15 protein-coding genes are annotated in these 15,757 nt (G+C 54.0%); 4 read left to right on the top strand and 11 right to left on the bottom strand.

Annotated elements, in window-relative coordinates; translation table 11 throughout:
* Positions 1-10 precede the first annotated feature (10 nt).
* Positions 11-1,600: a rhamnogalacturonan lyase B N-terminal domain-containing protein gene (locus tag RAC90_RS04985; protein WP_375124041.1), complete on the top strand. Its 1,590-nt coding sequence runs from the start codon at positions 11-13 to the stop codon at positions 1,598-1,600.
* 52 nt (positions 1,601-1,652) lie between these two features.
* Here the strand turns inward: RAC90_RS04985 and RAC90_RS04980 are convergent, their stop codons facing one another.
* A complete protein-coding gene (locus RAC90_RS04980; RefSeq protein WP_375124040.1) occupies positions 1,653-2,282 on the bottom strand; it encodes a glutathione S-transferase family protein in 630 nt (209 codons plus the stop codon).
* A 445-nt stretch (positions 2,283-2,727) separates the two neighbouring features.
* Positions 2,728-3,624, bottom strand: a complete 897-nt coding sequence (locus RAC90_RS04975; protein WP_375124039.1) for an alpha/beta fold hydrolase — start codon at positions 3,622-3,624, stop codon at positions 2,728-2,730.
* Positions 3,625-4,449: 825 nt separating this feature from the next.
* Between RAC90_RS04975 and RAC90_RS04970 the strand changes: the two genes are divergently transcribed.
* The gene (locus tag RAC90_RS04970) at positions 4,450-5,994 is read left to right on the top strand and encodes a methyl-accepting chemotaxis protein (protein WP_375124038.1); all 1,545 of its coding nucleotides are present in this window, start codon (positions 4,450-4,452) and stop codon (positions 5,992-5,994) included.
* Positions 5,987-6,328, top strand: coding sequence for a hypothetical protein (locus tag RAC90_RS04965; protein WP_235318765.1), 342 nt, complete (start codon positions 5,987-5,989; stop codon positions 6,326-6,328). Before RAC90_RS04970 ends, RAC90_RS04965 begins: the two co-directional genes overlap by 8 nt.
* Positions 6,329-6,602: 274 nt before the next feature.
* Here RAC90_RS04965 and RAC90_RS04960 read toward each other — a convergent pair whose 3' ends face one another.
* The gene (locus tag RAC90_RS04960; protein WP_033741417.1) at positions 6,603-6,842 is read right to left on the bottom strand and encodes an XRE family transcriptional regulator; all 240 of its coding nucleotides are present in this window, start codon (positions 6,840-6,842) and stop codon (positions 6,603-6,605) included.
* Positions 6,843-7,109: 267 nt separating this feature from the next.
* Positions 7,110-7,745: a DUF2268 domain-containing putative Zn-dependent protease gene (locus tag RAC90_RS04955; protein ID WP_367143049.1), complete on the bottom strand. Its 636-nt coding sequence runs from the start codon at positions 7,743-7,745 to the stop codon at positions 7,110-7,112.
* Between the two features lie 764 nt (positions 7,746-8,509).
* Here RAC90_RS04955 and RAC90_RS04950 point away from each other — a divergent pair.
* Positions 8,510-9,073: a DUF4142 domain-containing protein gene (locus tag RAC90_RS04950; RefSeq protein WP_033741414.1), complete on the top strand. Its 564-nt coding sequence runs from the start codon at positions 8,510-8,512 to the stop codon at positions 9,071-9,073.
* Positions 9,074-9,170: 97 nt separating this feature from the next.
* On the opposite strand, the gene RAC90_RS04945 is transcribed toward RAC90_RS04950, so the two are convergent.
* The 7 genes from RAC90_RS04945 to RAC90_RS04915 all read right to left on the bottom strand — a co-directional run bounded on the left by RAC90_RS04945 (position 9,171) and on the right by RAC90_RS04915 (position 15,756).
* Entirely contained in the window at positions 9,171-11,228 is a 2,058-nt protein-coding gene (locus RAC90_RS04945) for an EAL domain-containing protein (RefSeq protein ID WP_058708163.1), read from the bottom strand.
* Positions 11,229-11,450: 222 nt separating this feature from the next.
* Positions 11,451-13,115 (bottom strand): methyl-accepting chemotaxis protein, encoded by a 1,665-nt coding sequence (locus RAC90_RS04940; protein WP_375124037.1) that lies wholly within the window; start codon positions 13,113-13,115, stop codon positions 11,451-11,453.
* Positions 13,116-13,389: 274 nt separating this feature from the next.
* Positions 13,390-13,524 carry a hypothetical protein gene (locus RAC90_RS04935; protein ID WP_375124036.1) on the bottom strand — a complete coding sequence of 45 codons (135 nt, stop codon included), beginning with the start codon at positions 13,522-13,524 and terminating at the stop codon, positions 13,390-13,392.
* Between the two features lie 696 nt (positions 13,525-14,220).
* Positions 14,221-14,415, bottom strand: coding sequence for a general stress protein (locus RAC90_RS04930; RefSeq protein ID WP_058702020.1), 195 nt, complete (start codon positions 14,413-14,415; stop codon positions 14,221-14,223).
* Positions 14,416-14,784: 369 nt separating this feature from the next.
* Positions 14,785-15,060: a hypothetical protein gene (locus RAC90_RS04925; RefSeq protein WP_133745223.1), complete on the bottom strand. Its 276-nt coding sequence runs from the start codon at positions 15,058-15,060 to the stop codon at positions 14,785-14,787.
* Between the two features lie 150 nt (positions 15,061-15,210).
* Positions 15,211-15,411, bottom strand: a complete 201-nt coding sequence (locus RAC90_RS04920; protein WP_033741409.1) for a hypothetical protein — start codon at positions 15,409-15,411, stop codon at positions 15,211-15,213.
* A gap of 24 nt (positions 15,412-15,435) precedes the next feature.
* Positions 15,436-15,756, bottom strand: coding sequence for a hypothetical protein (locus RAC90_RS04915; protein WP_033741406.1), 321 nt, complete (start codon positions 15,754-15,756; stop codon positions 15,436-15,438).
* Position 15,757: the final 1 nt, after the last annotated feature.

Genomic DNA, 15,757 nt, shown 5'->3' with positions numbered 1-15,757 from the left:
GGTTTCCCCGATGGCACGTTTATTGTTGCGCATTTTTGTCTTCTGTCTGTTCAGCAGGCTGGGCGTTGCCAGTGCCTTCGGCGTGACACACTCCGGCAACACTCTGGTGGTGGATACCGGTGCCGATCTGGTGTTTAGCATCGATGACCGCAACGGTGATCTGACATCAATGCGGTTTCATGGCAGTGAGCTGGCATCACCAGAGCACAAGGCCTCACAAGTCGCCTCCGGACTGGGGCACGCGCAGGTTGCAGTGAAAACGGCAGGCGGTGTCATTGTCATCAGTGCGCAGGCGGGGGAACTTATCCACTACTACATCGCCAAAAAAGGCCGTAATGCCCTGTATATGGCGACCTACGCGCCCGCGCTTCTGCCGGTCGGGGAACTGCGTTTCGTGACGCGTCTGGATGTCAAAAAATTCCCAAAGGCCGACTGGGGCAACGATTCAAACGTCGGAAAAGCGATTGAAGGCAACGACGTCTTTTTGTTGCCTGACGGACGGACCAGTTCCAAGTTTTACTCTGCCCGTCCCATGATTGATGACGATCTGCACGGCGTCCACGGCCCGGGCGTAGCGGTCTTTATGCTGACGGGCAATCATGAGCTCAGTTCGGGTGGCCCGTTCTTTAAAGACATCGCGACGCAAAAAACGCAGATGACACACGAGCTGTACAACTATATGTATTCCAGTCATACCCAGACAGAACCGTTTCGACCGGGGTTGCATGGTATCTATGGGCTGTTGTTTACGACCGGAGAGAAGCCCTCCGCCACGTTAACCGATGTGGGATTTATTCATGCGTCACTGGGGCTGAAAGGGTTTGTCGATCAGACTGAACGCGGCACGCTGTCAGGTATGGTGACAGGAATGAGCGATCGTCCTGCCGCCGTTGTCGGCCTGCGAAACGCCAGCGCCGAATACTGGACGCGCGTGGACAGTCAGGGGCGCTTTACACTGACGGGCGTGCGTCAGGGGCACTATCAGATAACGCTGTACGATAAGGAACGGGAAGTCGCGCAACGTACAGCAGAAATCCAGGCCGGCAGACAAACTCAGATTGCATTAGCCGCACAGACCTTACCGGGTCAGGTTATTTGGCAGACGGGTTCACCGGATGGTACTCCGTCGGGGTTTCGTAACGCCCGTTTGCTGATGTCCGCTCACCCGTCCGATCGGCGTATGTCGCCCTGGACAGCCGCTGATTACCTTGTGGGAACCGCATCAGAAAGCGATTTTCCTGCCGCGCAGTGGCGGGATATTAACTCGCCAACCCGCATCCGTTTCATGCTGTCCCGTCACGATGTGCATGATTTAACTTTACGGATTTTTATTACTCTGGCGCAGTCTGGAGGACGCCCTCAGGTCAGCGTCAATCAACGCTGGACCGCGCCGATTCCGCCGGCTTCTGGCCAGCCTGCGAGTCGGGGGATCACCCGCGGCACTTTCCGGGGCAATAATGCGCTTTTTACTTTTGTCCTGCCGGCTTCCGCCCTGCAGGCAGGAATTAACACACTGGATATTAATGTGGCCTCGGGGCAAAAAGGCACAGGATTTCTGAGCCCAGGCTTCGTCTATGACAGTATTCAGTTAGTGCGATGAGCGGCGCGTTATCAGACCTGAAAAGGCGGAGAAAACGCTGTCTCCATCGCGGTCAGGTTCCCCAGTGACGGCGCACAACAGCCTTGATGACAGGATGTGTTTCTGCCTCTTCCAGCGAAGCACAGAAAGCGGGTCTGGTGCGGCTGAGATGCGCACGCGCATTGCTCCAGCGGCTCACGACACAGGCCAGCATTTCAAGCGCGCCGGGGTTAGCAGGCTGCCATGCGCGCGTGTCAAAAAAGAGATCGCTGAACATGTCCCACTGGTCATAGAGTTTTTTGACCGCCCCCTCGGCCAGCTGCTTACGCTGATCCGGCGAGCCCATATCCAGCCATCTTTCCGGGTAATCAATGATGCCGATGGCGGCATAACAGTTTGCACTTATATACACCAGCCCCCGTAATTGCTGAGCACGAACGTTGGCGTCAGTTGAAAGGATGCCGGCATCAGGACAGGCCATACCAAGATAAATCATGATGGCTGCGCTTTCAGTCAGCACGGGCCCGTCAGGCAGGATGAGCGTGGGGATCTGGACCAGCGGATTCAACCGCTTTAAGGTTTCAAACCCACTGTCTTTGTGCCATGAACTCGCCTCAACCGTTGTGTATTCCGCCCCGGCCAATCTGAGCGCCATCTCAATCGCGGCAGCGCCCGAACGTGCGCTTCCATAGAGTGTGTACATATAAGATACCCTGTATGCGTTAATCCCGCGCCCTGAGGCGAGCCTGCATACATATTACCAGCAGTGATGACGTTCATCAGGGTGGCACCAGAAGTAGCATGACTCCCTGCTACAGATGAGAATAAAGGCGGTATTGAGTAATCGCGTAATAAGCATCGGACAAAATCAGGCACGTTATCGACGCGAAAAGAATTACATCATGTCTTAAACAGGTTTCTTTTTGAAATAACAGCGCGTGTTTTGATGTTGCTCAGCGTCTTCATATACGCCATTGATGACGAAACACGGTCATATTTATCACTCTTCTCGTGGCGTTATCAGTCACTTCCTTAATAAAAAGAAAGTGACAGCGAATTCCCCGCTCCTCGTTACAGACAGGATCAGGGACTTCCGTAACAGAATTCCCCTTCTGCTTGCGCCAGGACGTTGTATGCAGGAGTCAGCATTAATGGGCATAATGTCCAAAAAACTGAATCAGTGCCCTGGCCGTCGCTTCAGGTTGCTCCTCCGGCTGAAAATGGCCGCAATCCGCCAGTCGCTGGCTGTGAATATCGTCCCCATACGCTTTCAGGGTGGCGGCCATATCCGCAATGGAGCCCTGATCGGCTGACAGCCCCAGTACCGGCATCGTCAGACGTGTTTGCTGTGCAAGCGCAGCATTCTGTGCTGCTGACTGTGACAGGGCGCGGTAAAACGCCAGTCCTGCGCGCAATCCACCAGGGGCTTTGAGCAGGCGTTCATATTCGTTAATTTCCGTCTCGCCGTAACAACGGTGGTCGACCGCTTTCTCCCGAAAGAACCATTCCAGATAAATGCGCTCACGCCCCGTCAGTAAGGCTTCGGGAAGATCCGCAACGGCATTGAAGGCAAAGTGCCAGGTCTTCCAGGATTGACGGGAATCTGTAGGCAACGTATCCGGCAACGATATGCCGGGAATACCGGCGTCCATCAGGGTCAGCGCCCGGATCTCCTCGCCGTAAAGCATCGCATAGGTAAAGGCGACCCAGGCACCGACGTCGTGTCCAGCCAGAAAATACCGGTCTAGTGCTAACGATGCGACGAAGGCGTGCAGTCGGGTGGCAACCGTTTGAGTATCGTAGCCCGCAAGCGGTTTATCGGTATCGCCCTGGCCGGGTAAATCGACGGCCACAATGCGAAAGTGCGCCATCAGACCAGGCATAACCTTTCGCCAGGCAAACCAGCTTTCAGGAAAACCAGCCAGCAACACCAGCGGAAAGCCATCCGGTCGGCCACCGGTGACATAATGAAAACGCAACCCTTCCACACGCGCAAAGCAGTGACGAAAACCGTCGGGCGCATCAGGGATCACAGAAGCAGACATAACCTGTTCCTCTTGTCATACGATCACTCGTCGGAAACCGACAGGTGCATGAATGAAAACAAACTCGACGGGCGGACTTGTGCCATTTTCTGGTGAACCAACCTGACCGGCAGTCGCCCGCAAAATCGTGATAACCGCCCTGTTTTCGCACGCAGCTTCCTGAGCGGCCTGTTCATTTCGTGTGACCTGAACACGTTCATTAACCCGGTCAGCAACGGACTCAACGTCGGGAAACGGCTCGGCAGTAAGCTATCAGGCCCGCAGAATACGGGATCGAAGCCGGCTTCCAGTCGGATGAACACCTCGTCGCGAGCGTTGGCTGTACGCCAGTATTTTTAGCGTCTGGCCGATGGATCGGTATCGTGCGTAAGAATCGATGCTTTACCTACTCCTCGCATTCCCTGGTGAAGCGCCAGAAAGCTCTCTGCCGCAGCGGTTTCATTCGCCGTTGCCGCCACAGAGCCGTCCTGTTCGCCCGCTTCTGTCAGGGCCTAGAGTTAGGAAATGATCATTTCCTATATAAATCTGCAGCGGTTATCATGTCAAGTTCAATGCTTCACTTCATAACACGCTAGCTGAGATACCTGGCGACAACGCGAGGCGGGCTGAATACGAGCCGTAACAGGGATGTCAGGATGGCGCATTCCGTCGTTCCTACGCTATCCCGTTATTCTGCCCCCTTATCTGAGGTCTGTTTAGGAACGGTATAACCAGGAAACATACGAAATTGTCAAGGCGAATTATAATTTAATCGCTTTGACAGGCATCATTAAATGTTGCCGGGGAAAGATACACAGCAAAATCCACTTTTATAACGAGAACAAAATGAAAATTTCAACCCGTCTGACTGCAGGTTTCGGTCTGCTTATCCTTCTGTTTATTATCTGCACAGGCACGGCGCTCAATGCCCTTCATAAAGCCCGGGCAAGCATGGATATCGTCGTGAATATCAAGATGAAAAAATATCAGCTTGCGCAGGATATGCTGGGGGAGTTAAGGGAGATGGCTATTGATGTCAGAACGCTTGGCCTGCTTAGCGATCCGGTTGCTATGAAACCCGTCGCTGCGCAGATGGAAAAAAATAAAGCTGACTTCATTGCCAATCGTCAGGCGCTGGGCGATCTGTTGCAGATTGACTCGCTTCCGCCGGGTCGCGCGGCCTTTAAAAGACTGACCGATACCGAGAGCGAGTTCTTCAGCATCTTCGCCAAAGCCAGTCAGCTTGGGCTGGCCAACCGTGATAAAGAATTTTTCGAGTGCCTGACAAAAGAGGTACAACCTGTCCAGGATAAAATGCTGAAAGATCTGCTGGTCGTCACTAACATTCAGCAGAAAACCAGTCTGGCCGAGGTGCAGCAAAACAGCGCGGCTACCGCCCGTGATACCCTTTTTCTTTTGCTGCTCGCCGGGGCTTCGGTGCTGGTGGGCGTGGGTGCCTGCGTCGTGGTGATCCGCATCCTCATGCGTCAACTGGGCGGTGAGCCCGCCCAGGCCCAGGCACTGGCTGCGACCATTGCGGCTGGCGACCTGACCTCGCCTGTCGTGCTTCGTCGTAATGATACCACCAGCCTGCTGGCCTCGCTCGACAGTATGCAGGCGAACCTGCGCGGGCTGGTCTCGCAGATCAAGGATGCATCGGCTTCCGTTTCTCTGGCGGCTGATGAGATTGACCAGGGTAACACCGAACTCTCATCCCGCACCGAGCAACAGGCCGCCGCCCTGCAGGAAACCGCCGCCAGCATGGAGCAACTCACCGCAACGGTGAAGAGCAACTCGGCGGGTGCGCAGCAGACAGCCGACGCGGCACGGGGGACGGCGAAACTGGCGCGCGAGGGGGAATCTGATATGCAACGCATGACACATACCATGCATGACATTTCGGTCAGCGCCACCAAAGTGCGTGATATTACCTCTGTGATCGAGAGCATCGCCTTTCAAACTAATATCCTGGCCCTCAATGCCGCAGTAGAAGCGGCTCGCGCGGGTGAGGAAGGGCGCGGTTTCGCGGTAGTCGCAGGCGAAGTACGCACGCTGGCGCAGCGCAGCGCCACGGCCGCGCGGGATATTAAAATCCTGATTGAACAGGCCGTAACACAGGTAGAAAGCGGCGTGAACGTGGCCTCTTCCACCGGACAAAGCATTTTGAAAATTGTGGGAATGGTCGGCGAACTCGCGGAGGCGATGGATAACCTCTCTCTGGCCTCTTCAGAGCAGATGCAGGGTATTTCGCAGATCAGCGTGGCGGTGAGTCAGATGGACGGTGTGACGCAGAGCAACGCCGCGCTGGTTGAAGAGTCTTCTACGGCCTCGCGTTCGCTTTCTGAACAGGCGCATGCCCTGCGCGGCATGGTGGAGGCGTTCCGTGTCTGAGCCCCATCCGCAGCCTGATGCGCCAGAGAACGATCCGCTTAACATCGCGAAGATAAGTGCGCTGAAGGCCGATATTGATGTCATTTTTATTCAGCTCAGGCACGGTGGCTACGCCAGTATGGACACCTTTGCCAATAACTGGGCGCATCTGATACGTCGGGTTCAGGACATAAAGCCCCTGCTGAGTCGGCCCGGCGTCACCGAAACGTTGCTGCGCACGGATGTGCGGCTGACGGCAGATCTGATGGCGATCAGTTATGCCGTAGAAATCATTGAAAATTTCATGGCCTGCGCCGCACAGCAGGCGAAAGACGGGAAAGACCGACAGGGATAAACGATGGCGCGGACGCTCAGGGGTGCCGCGCGATTACCTTCAACTTGCATGCAACAGGGCATGGCCCGCCGCGTTTTTCAGGCGGGCTTTTTTTGCCTGAATCAGGTGCTGATTTCGGCTGTGAATCCCCTTTTCAACGGCACTTTCGTGTTGGTCGGGCGAAGAGCCTGTTAACTGAATATTCCTTCACGCCATATGCTGACCCTCCTCCGCCAGGCAGGCATTGTGATGCAGACGAGCCAGCCCGGCTTTTGGGGCTATGCTGCCCTGTTTTTTAAGTCTCCCGACTGAGTTTATTAAGCTCAGACATCGCCTGACGAACCAGCCAGAAGCCAGGGGAATAAAACGCCCGACCGAGTTTTTCAGCCACGGCTGGCGTAACAGTCAGCGTGCCGCGCAGGAGGAACCGGGCCTCATGCATCTGCAGCCCGGAACGGCGGCAGAGCTGCTCTACGCTCATATTGTATTCGGCTAACAAAGACGCCAGAAAGCGTCCGACTGAATGCTCGTCCATAAAGCCTCACTTCTTCCATGGTTTCCCCCGAGCATAAAACACTCATCAGCCCTGTTCAATACGCATGCAATATCTTATTGGGATAAGCGAAACGCTAAACGAGGGCGCGTAAACGGGCAGATTCCCCCTGCTCCGCAGGCTTCACACCGCCTGATAAAAAGCGGCAGGATTTAGCCGGATAAAGGCGTTTGCTTTATAAAGACGGGCTCATTGTGGCCCCGCCCCCTCAGCGGCAGAATACAGACCAATACATATGTCGGCGTTATGCTAAATAAAGACGCTGAACGCATCGGCTTCTGTATGGGCCAGCTGCGAAGCCCGACGTTCCGGCCTGGCAGCAAGATAGCTGGCCACCAGATTAAAACCCAGGGTATAGCCCAGCCAGCGCGGCATATCGCCGGCGCCATAAAACCACTTGCTGTGATCGTAATCGGTGCACAGCCAGTCCTGATGCAGTTGTGGCAGATAAGCGTGAATCAGTTCGGCGTTGATGCATTCCCACAGTTCAGGTTCTCCGCCAAAAAGCTCAAGCACGAAATGCCCGGCCAGCCCTTCAGAAACACACGCTTCGCCCAAGGTGGTGCCATAGCCGGGACCTGCCCACCGCGCGGCATGATGAAGTTCATGCGCGAACATCCGTTCAAGCGATTGTGCCGCATTTTGGCAGAATGCAGGATTGTCAGGATCAACCGTCACATACACGATCCCGGGTTCGGGGCAAAATCCGCTATGCCCTTTTTCCGGAACAACTCTGTTTCCCGTTTTAACCACCACATCCAGTGCCGGGAGAGACATAAGGCTATCCGCACGTCTGTGCGTCGCCGTCAGGCAGTCCTTAACCCAGTCACTGTGTGCGGTGAGTGTCTTTTGCGCATCCAGAAAGTGCAGCATCATATAAGACATCGTCTTACCCCCCAGCCCGTCAGGAAATGACACTATTCTGTCAGATCTTATTGTGCTGAAAAAACTGTCGCCCCGCGCCTGCATCGCGCACAGGGTGGGTTTTCATTTGTGTGCCTGCCGCTGGCTTAATGGGCCCCGCTCACACCGGGTTTACGGTCACAACCAGAGGCGGGATTTGATTCTATTCTCCCCATGCGGGAACGTGTTTTTGACGTTGATAAGCTGCTGACCGGCTTTACATGCATCCTGAGTCTGGAGGACAGCAGCCTGTGCCCTTCCCGTAGAAAGGTGCTGACTTTATCGCCTCTTTCCTTTACGGGGTCAACGCGAAAACAGGCTGACTCCTGGGGGTTTTCCGTTTCCCGTTAAGAACGGGCAGCACACAATCAGCATCACGTCCCGCTTACCGCGCTGCCGCGTTTAACGCTTTATGGCAAAAATGCAGCCGGCGAGAAAAGATCACTGGGGGGTTTCTCAGCCAAAGCTTTAATTAAATTTATGTTATAAACTTCACCTTCCAGGCCGCCCGGATGTCGCCATGCTGTATAAAGGCGGCTTAACCCAACGCCTCGCTTGGCTTAAATACACAACAAAAAGAAAAAAGATATCAGCTCCGCTTCTCTGCAACCGCCTAAAACATAAAAAAAATTGCTGGATAAATCCGAAACTCCACTATACTGACCAGTGCACTTGTTATCTCCCTACATGGCTGCACACAGAAAATTCCCTGTCGTCAGCCTCCCTGTAAGCTTCAGGAGAACGAAATGAAAAAGAGTAAGATGTTAACAGGCCTGCTGGCCGTTTCAGCTGCTGTCGCGATGTTCAGCAGCGTGAGCGTGCAGGCGCAGACGCCAACGAGCGCGGCGCAGAGCACCACAGCTGGACAAACAGGGACAAAGCTTAGTTCCGGTGACGAAAAAGCAATCAAAGACATGGCGCAGGCAAATATCAATGAAATCGCTGCCGCTAAAATCGCGCTAAGTAAGGCTGAAAGCAGCGAGACCAAAGCCTTCGCGCAGAAGATGATCGATGATCACACCAGTGCCTTGACCAAAGTGCAGACCGTCGCCCAGCAAAAAGGGGTGACGCTGCCGACCGCGCCTGATGCTAAACATAAAGCCATGGCCACTAAACTGGAAAAACAGAGCGGCAAGGCTTTTGACAAGATGTATATGGAAAATGCCGGCGTCAAAGACCACAAGATGGTGTTGTCGACGCTGGAAAGTGACGCGAAAAAGATAAAGGATCCCGATGTGAAGGCGCTGGCAGACGCCCATACTCCGGTTGTTGAGCAGCACCTGAAGTCCGCCCAGGACGCGTCAATGTAAGGCTCTGTGCCAGCCATCAACTAAACAGGTTGTCCGGTGAACCTTTGTCATGCCGTCCGGGCAACCTCTTATTCAGGTTTTCAGGACGGTAATGCGTTTACGTCTGGATCCAGTACGGTCCCGGCCTGCCAAAAAGATACCCTTGCATTAAAGGACATTCATATGTCCTGAGCCAGGCCGCCTGAGCCAACGTTTCCACGCCCTCTGCAGTGACTTCCACGTTCAGTTGACGGCACAGTGAAAGGACAGCACTGACGATGGCTGCCGCGCCGGCATCCTGGTGCAGATCGCTGATGAATGACCTGTCTATCTTAATTCTGCTGAAAAGCCCGGAACTGAGGTGGCTCAGTGAAGAAAACCCCGTGCCAAAATCATCCAGAACGACATTAATGCCTGTCTCCCGAAACTTCCGTATCACTTCGTAACTGAAATCCGGGTTGTCGAACAAGGCCGATTCGGTAATTTCCAGTTCGAGCCTGTTGGGATGTAGCCCGCTATGGATGAGAACGTTTTTCACTCTGTCAGACAGTTGCGGGTCCCTGAACTGTCGGGGGGAAATGTTTACGGCTATCCGCTCCTGTCCTGACCAGCCCGCCATATCCGTACAGGCGCGCGCAAGCGCAAAGGCACCGATATCATGGATAAGTCCGGTTTTTTCAGCAAGAGGAATAAAAATATCTGGCGGCACACTTCCTCTCACAGGATGATGCCAGCGCAGCAGGGCTTCATAAGCCACAATCTCTTCACTGACGCTGCAGACAACAGGCTGATAAAATAGCTGTAGCTCACCGTTTTCCAGTGCCCCACGCAGGTCGTTTTCCAGGCTGAAGCGCTCTGCCGCAGAGCGGGCAAGCTCATCGGTAAAGATGACCCAGCCGTTACGTCCGGCTGACTTGGCCGCATACAGGGCAATATCCGCCGCCGATAACATACTTTCAGCATCCCGCGCATAGCCGGGAAAGAGGCAGACGCCGAAGCTGCAACCCGACGTGACTTTCCGGCCCTTCAGCATGAACGGCTCCTGCAATACGGCCGTAAGGCGTGATGCCGTTTCGCTGGCTTCAGAGGCTGAGCTGATACCTGGCAGGACGGCAACAAACTCGTCGCCGCCTGTACGGGCCAGTATATCTTCAGGGCGCAGGACGGATTGCAGCCGCGCGGAAACCTCAATAAGCAGTGCATCTCCGGTAGGATGTCCCAGCACGTCATTGATACTTTTGAAACGATCGATGTCGGACACCATGACGGCAAAGGGGCTGTCACCGCTAAGAAGCGTCTCCAGTTCGGGCATCAGGCCCCGCCGGTTGAGGAGCCCTGTCAGTGGGTCATGAAGGGCGAGGTGATTCGCCCTTGCCGCAGCCTGAAACTCCGCGGTGACGTCCAGGATGGTATACAGAAGATAGTCTTCTCCCCCGCCCGAATTAAGCCTTTCAGCCGTGATGCGGAGTGAAAAGGCCGACTCTGTCGCCGTCGACGAGACCGTTTCGCTGAAACCTTCATCGGGAAGAAGCGTAAAGGCTTGCCTGAACACACCCGCCAGATCGTCTGGCAGATCCGCGTGAAGCGAGGTTTGCGTGTTACCGCTCAGCACCAGTTCCTGCAAACAGGGCAAATTTCTGGCAGTCGGGTTCGCACGTATAATGTCGCCGGATTTTGCGTCACACAGGATAAGCGCACAGGGCGTGTGACAGAAAACCGCGTCAAGCACCTTATTGGTGTCTGACAACTCCGTTTCTCTTTTCAGGATAACCTGTTGAGCGATGCGTAATGCCGCCCTTTCCTGATAATCATGCGTGACGTCGCGCACGATTTTAATAAATGCCGCATGTTCCTGATCGGAGGGATTAAGGAATTCAATTTCTACGGATGCACGAAATGCGCTGCCGTTTTTCCGCAGCCGCCAGCCTTCGCCTGTAAACTTGCCATGCTCGCGGGCCTCTCTCAGGTTTGCCTCAGGTATGTTCCTGGCCTGTTCATCTTCATCATAAAAAACCGAAATATGTTGCCCTCTGATATCACGGCTGTCCCAGCCCTTAATCTCGCGGCACCCCAGATTCCAGCTCATGACTTCTCCGGTTGAAGACAGCAGGTATATTGCGCAAAGAGACGTTCTGGCCACGGCGGCCCCCAGTTGGTCATTGGTTACGGATTTCATGCGGCTGTCCTTGAAAAGTTCACCGACCTGTTCGGAGATGATCCTGCTTTACAGATGAGTATCGGCGCCGGTGGCCTAAAACAGTGACACAATTTTGTAAAAATTTAGTCAGAGAAAAAAGAGCGACAGGTATTTCTACCTGTCACAAAATAATGCATGCAAGACGGTCACAACGTTATCCGCTTCTGGCTCAAATCAGCCCCCTCAAATCCGGGGGCGGTTTCAGAATGTTGTCCAGTTTTCTTCCGCATCTTTCCCGGCTGGTCGGCTGGAGTGAGGCATTGTCGTTGAGGCGGAAACCGTGACCGGCGCTTCAACCAGTGCGGTTTGAGCGACGGGCGATAACGATTCTGACAGCGTAAAAACAGAGACGGACTGCAGCAATATATCGGCCTGTTCGCGCAGACTTGCTGCCGCCGAAGCGGACTCTTCCACCAGGGAAGCATTCTGCTGCGTCACATCATCAATTTCCGTCACGGCAATGCTGACCTGTTCAATTCCGCGAGCCTGTTCTGCGGTGGCGGCGGTGATTTCCTCCACCCTGTCAGTCAGTTGACCGACTGACGAAACCACGGCAGACATGGTGTCAGCAGAACGCGCCACCAGTGAAGTCCCTTCGCTGACGCGCTGTGCGTTGGCTTCGATGAGCTGACGAATCTCCCCTGCCGCTGTTGCACTGCGTTGCGCCAGCGAACGGACCTCACCTGCCACCACGGCAAAGCCACGCCCTTGCTCGCCTGCCCGCGCGGCTTCGACAGCGGCATTAAGCGCCAGAATATTGGTCTGGAAAGCAATGCTGTCAATCACTGACGTGATATCCGCAATGCGTCCTGAGCTCTCACCAATTCCCTTCATGGTACCGGTGATATCTGTGGTGATGTCATTACCCTGGCGGGCAACGTCACGCACCGTTACCGCCAGCATCGCGGCCTGGCTGGCATTGTCTGCGTTATTCCTGACCGTGACGCCCAGTTCACCCATTGTGGCGGCGGTCTGTTCCAGCGCGCTGGCCTGTTCTTCAGTGCGCTGTGACAGATCGGTGTTTCCCTGAGCTATCTGCAGGCTCGCGGCGGCAACACTCTCCGCGTTCACCCGGACAGCGCTGACGGTTTGTACCAGTGAATGCTGCATCCCACGAATCGCTATAAGGAGTTTTCCGGTTTCGTCACGTCCTTTGACCGGCACTTCTGCAGTCAGGTCGCCGTCAGCAATGCGCTCTGCGGCCTGCAGCGCGATGTTTACGGGCCTGACAATGCTGCGGGTAATAAACCAGGCCAGGGTTGCTGCCAGCACAATAGCCGCCACGCTGAGGGAGACAAGAACAACCTGAGCGCTGCGCTGCTCTGCCGCTGCTTTGGCACCGGCGGTCTTCATCTGCTGGCCCTGAAAGGTCGCAAGGTCTGTGATAGCCTTTGTGTATTCGTCCTGCGCCTCATAAGCGGGTCCGGTGAGCAGCCGCGTTACCTCATCCCGCTTACCTTCCATGCCCAGTTTTACCGCCTGTTCAGAGTAGGCAAGATACTGCGTACCGGCCCGTTTCATCACGGCGATGAGCTCACGGCTTCTGGGCGCATGAAGTATCTGATCGACTTTATTAAAAGCCGTTTCAAGCCGTGCGCGGGACTGCTCATAGTTTTGTTTCAGTCTTTCTTTTTGAGCCGGGTCATCGACCAGTGCGATACTGCGGACCATACGACTCATATCCGTAACGTAAAAGCGCAGGTTACTGGCAGCGGTCGCTTTATCAAAACGATCGCCAGCCAGTTTATCCACGGTGTCGCCCAGGGAGTCGATACGAATTAAACCGGCCAGCGCAATACCGATAAGAAGAAGCAGAATAAAGCCAAAAGCGGCACCCAGTCGAATGCCGATGCGTATGTTGTTCATTACCTTTCCTCGGTTAAAATATGAAAATAAAATTATTCAGAGCCAGGGTTCAGACCTGACGAGCCTAATCCCGCGCGCGTTTTACCGCTCTCTTTCAGCAAACAGCGATCAGGATGATTAAGCTGTTCGGGAACAAGCTGCGCGCAATTTATAATCAGGTGCCGTTTTAACACCCTGTTTAACGGGACTGGCCGCACAGAGAAATACGTGTTTGTGGCTTCCTCATGACGTAAGTACGTGAGGAACGGCATCGCAGGCAGTCCCTCCGCATTGATTAACGCAGTAGTGACAGCATGGTCTGCGCCAGCACAGAAGACAGGCGCACAATCGCCCTGCGCAGTGAAGACGGTGAAAGCGTGAGGTTAGTCTGGGTAACCCATGACAGCCTGGTTATGTAGCTAACGGTCATGTTAAATCCTTCTGGTAAAAGCGCGTTTATCCCGTTTTAAAGTTATCGTCACTGTAGTTACTTTCTTTAACTGTGACATACATCAATTATTTTAAAGCGTTATTACACACATCTTAATTCGCTCTTAATGTACGGCGATGGAGAGAAACACAGCCAGGCCGAGCGCGTAACGGTTCCGCTACGCGCAAAAAGCGGCCGTTCGCGCCAGCCTCCGTCAGGCGCAGAGTTCTGACCATGACATAAAGCCGAACCATTCGGACACTGACGGATAACAAAAGCGTGATGACCGGGGGCAGGATGGAATATCAATGCGGAAGTTTTTTGCCGTTTACGCTTGCAGGGAAGTGCCTGCAGGACCAGGCTGATTGAGGCTATCCCTCTAAGGAAAGATCTTGTTGCATGGAAGATGACTTAACCGCCTACGGGCGGTTTTTTTTATCCCGATAAAACAGAGAAGAATCAACATTATCAGGGATGATGAGCCGTTCAGGCGCTTTTCGCGTATCCTCACTGAAAATCATGAGCCCGCCCTGAAGAACAGGGCCAACAGCGTATAAAACTTGTTAACGAGACGGCCCGGCAGGCTTACCGGGCCACTGATTTACAGCCCTTTCGTCTTGTTAATCCAGTACTGCTAAGGTCCTCTTTAAAACAGGCGGGGAAAGCCGCAAGCCCGCAAGTCGCAAAGGCGGCCCCTCAACCAGTCCGGGAAGCGGTTTCCTGTGCGCTGCCCCGGCGGCTTGCCTTACCCCCTTTTCGTCCGGCCTCAACCGCTCTTTCCGGGTTATTTTTAAAATTACCGCTACTGGCGGCTCCGCCTTTCCTTCCGGCTTCCGCCGCGCGCTGGGGATTTTCCGCGAAATTTCCCGCGCCACCACGTCTGTTGCTCATATCTGTTACCTTTTGATTGTGTAAAATGTTTATGAGGATATAAGCATGGCTGTAATTTTGAATAAAAACAGGAATAAACATAGATTTACGTCGGAAGAATAAAGGGTTTTAGATTCACCGCTTCGCTTTCTACAGATTTTTTATCTATTTAAAACAGCGTTAACAAAATAAAATTTGTACACCATGATTGGGTCGTGTACAGTTTCCACACCCGGTCTTTTAAGAAGATTCTTACCACCATCCCGAACAGGTTTGCTGCTTGTCTTCTTCTTTACGAGACAGCGCTTGCAGGAGTCAGCCTGCGGGACCTGACGCAGCGTATGCTTATTAACGATGCTGGCTCCCGGGCGGACAAGGCATGTTCTGATTTTACAGTTTCGGGTGGCCGGGACTACACTCGAAAAACATACAAAAATGATGCTTTAGCGCAATACCGCTTGTCCGCCGCAACGGACTTTTACTGCCAGCAACAAGAAGGTTGATATGTTCAGGAGTGAAGAAGAAAAGGTAAACATTGTTATCGGCGAAGCCCTGCTGACGCTGCTTGAAGATGATGCAGACATAAGTTCTGAGGCGCTGCGCGTGCAGCTGAACAGGATGCTCGAAACGGAAACTGATGATGCCCGGCGTCAGCTTATCGATCACGCTTTGCGCCAGACCCGCAGACTTTTAAGCGGCGCAGCCAGTGAAGACAGCAATTTTTTCGGAGAAAGACATCTCCAGTTATGGGCGGGAAACGGCCACTAACTTCCTGACAGCATCGGCTGATACACGTGACAGAGCGTGTCGCAGAGGTCAGTGAACTCTGCGTTTCATCATCAGCACGGCCTTCTCACAGCCTGCCCGCACCCGCCAGTCTCCGGTTTCCTGCCCCAGGCGGTGTAGCGCGCAGATAATCTCTTCTTTCTTTACACTGGCTTTTTCGCTAAGCAACTGCGAGATAACTTTACCCGCCAGTTCAAGCGCTTTTTCTTCGGTATCTTCTCTGGACCCCATGAAGCCTCCGTAAAGTAAACGTTCTTACAGTATAGCATCCTGACCGAAGCGGCCCGGCAGCGCCTGCTGGACCGCTTCCTGCAGGACGCAAAAAACGGCCCGGTTAACAGGATGATTTCCGTTTTCGATGGCCGTCCGGCCCCTTCCCGCCGGCAGCGTATTCATCACCGCAACCGAACCCAGCGGCAAGCAAAACGTCCCCATGGAGAAGGCGATCTGTCGCGCCTGAACAGGCTCTGAGGCGGGGTTCAGATGAAGCAGATAATAAGAAACGTTGAAGTCGTGATTGACGGGAAGCTGCCCAATCACGTTATGGCCTGTCATACAGCATAAAATATTGTTCACC

The sequence above is a fragment of the Pantoea sp. CS_6 genome (assembly GCF_041954745.1).
Taxonomy (GTDB): Bacteria; Pseudomonadota; Gammaproteobacteria; order Enterobacterales; family Enterobacteriaceae; genus Pantoea; species Pantoea stewartii.
This window is presented reverse-complemented; position numbering and strand designations above follow the sequence as displayed.

Excerpts from the sequence above, each read along its gene's own strand:
- RAC90_RS04985 (WP_375124041.1), top strand. The coding sequence starts at position 11 with ATGGCACGTTTATTGTTGCGCATTTTTGTCTTCTGTCTGTTCAGCAGG.
- RAC90_RS04940 (WP_375124037.1), bottom strand. The coding sequence starts at position 13,115 with ATGAACAACATACGCATCGGCATTCGACTGGGTGCCGCTTTTGGCTTT.
- RAC90_RS04955 (WP_367143049.1), bottom strand. The coding sequence starts at position 7,745 with ATGTCTTATATGATGCTGCACTTTCTGGATGCGCAAAAGACACTCACC.
- RAC90_RS04935 (WP_375124036.1), bottom strand. The coding sequence starts at position 13,524 with ATGACCGTTAGCTACATAACCAGGCTGTCATGGGTTACCCAGACTAAC.
- RAC90_RS04950 (WP_033741414.1), top strand. The coding sequence starts at position 8,510 with ATGAAAAAGAGTAAGATGTTAACAGGCCTGCTGGCCGTTTCAGCTGCT.
- RAC90_RS04975 (WP_375124039.1), bottom strand. The coding sequence starts at position 3,624 with ATGTCTGCTTCTGTGATCCCTGATGCGCCCGACGGTTTTCGTCACTGC.
- RAC90_RS04960 (WP_033741417.1), bottom strand. The coding sequence starts at position 6,842 with ATGGACGAGCATTCAGTCGGACGCTTTCTGGCGTCTTTGTTAGCCGAA.
- RAC90_RS04945 (WP_058708163.1), bottom strand. The coding sequence starts at position 11,228 with ATGAAATCCGTAACCAATGACCAACTGGGGGCCGCCGTGGCCAGAACG.
- RAC90_RS04920 (WP_033741409.1), bottom strand. The coding sequence starts at position 15,411 with ATGGGGTCCAGAGAAGATACCGAAGAAAAAGCGCTTGAACTGGCGGGT.
- RAC90_RS04930 (WP_058702020.1), bottom strand. The coding sequence starts at position 14,415 with ATGAGCAACAGACGTGGTGGCGCGGGAAATTTCGCGGAAAATCCCCAG.
- RAC90_RS04970 (WP_375124038.1), top strand. The coding sequence starts at position 4,450 with ATGAAAATTTCAACCCGTCTGACTGCAGGTTTCGGTCTGCTTATCCTT.
- RAC90_RS04980 (WP_375124040.1), bottom strand. The coding sequence starts at position 2,282 with ATGTACACACTCTATGGAAGCGCACGTTCGGGCGCTGCCGCGATTGAG.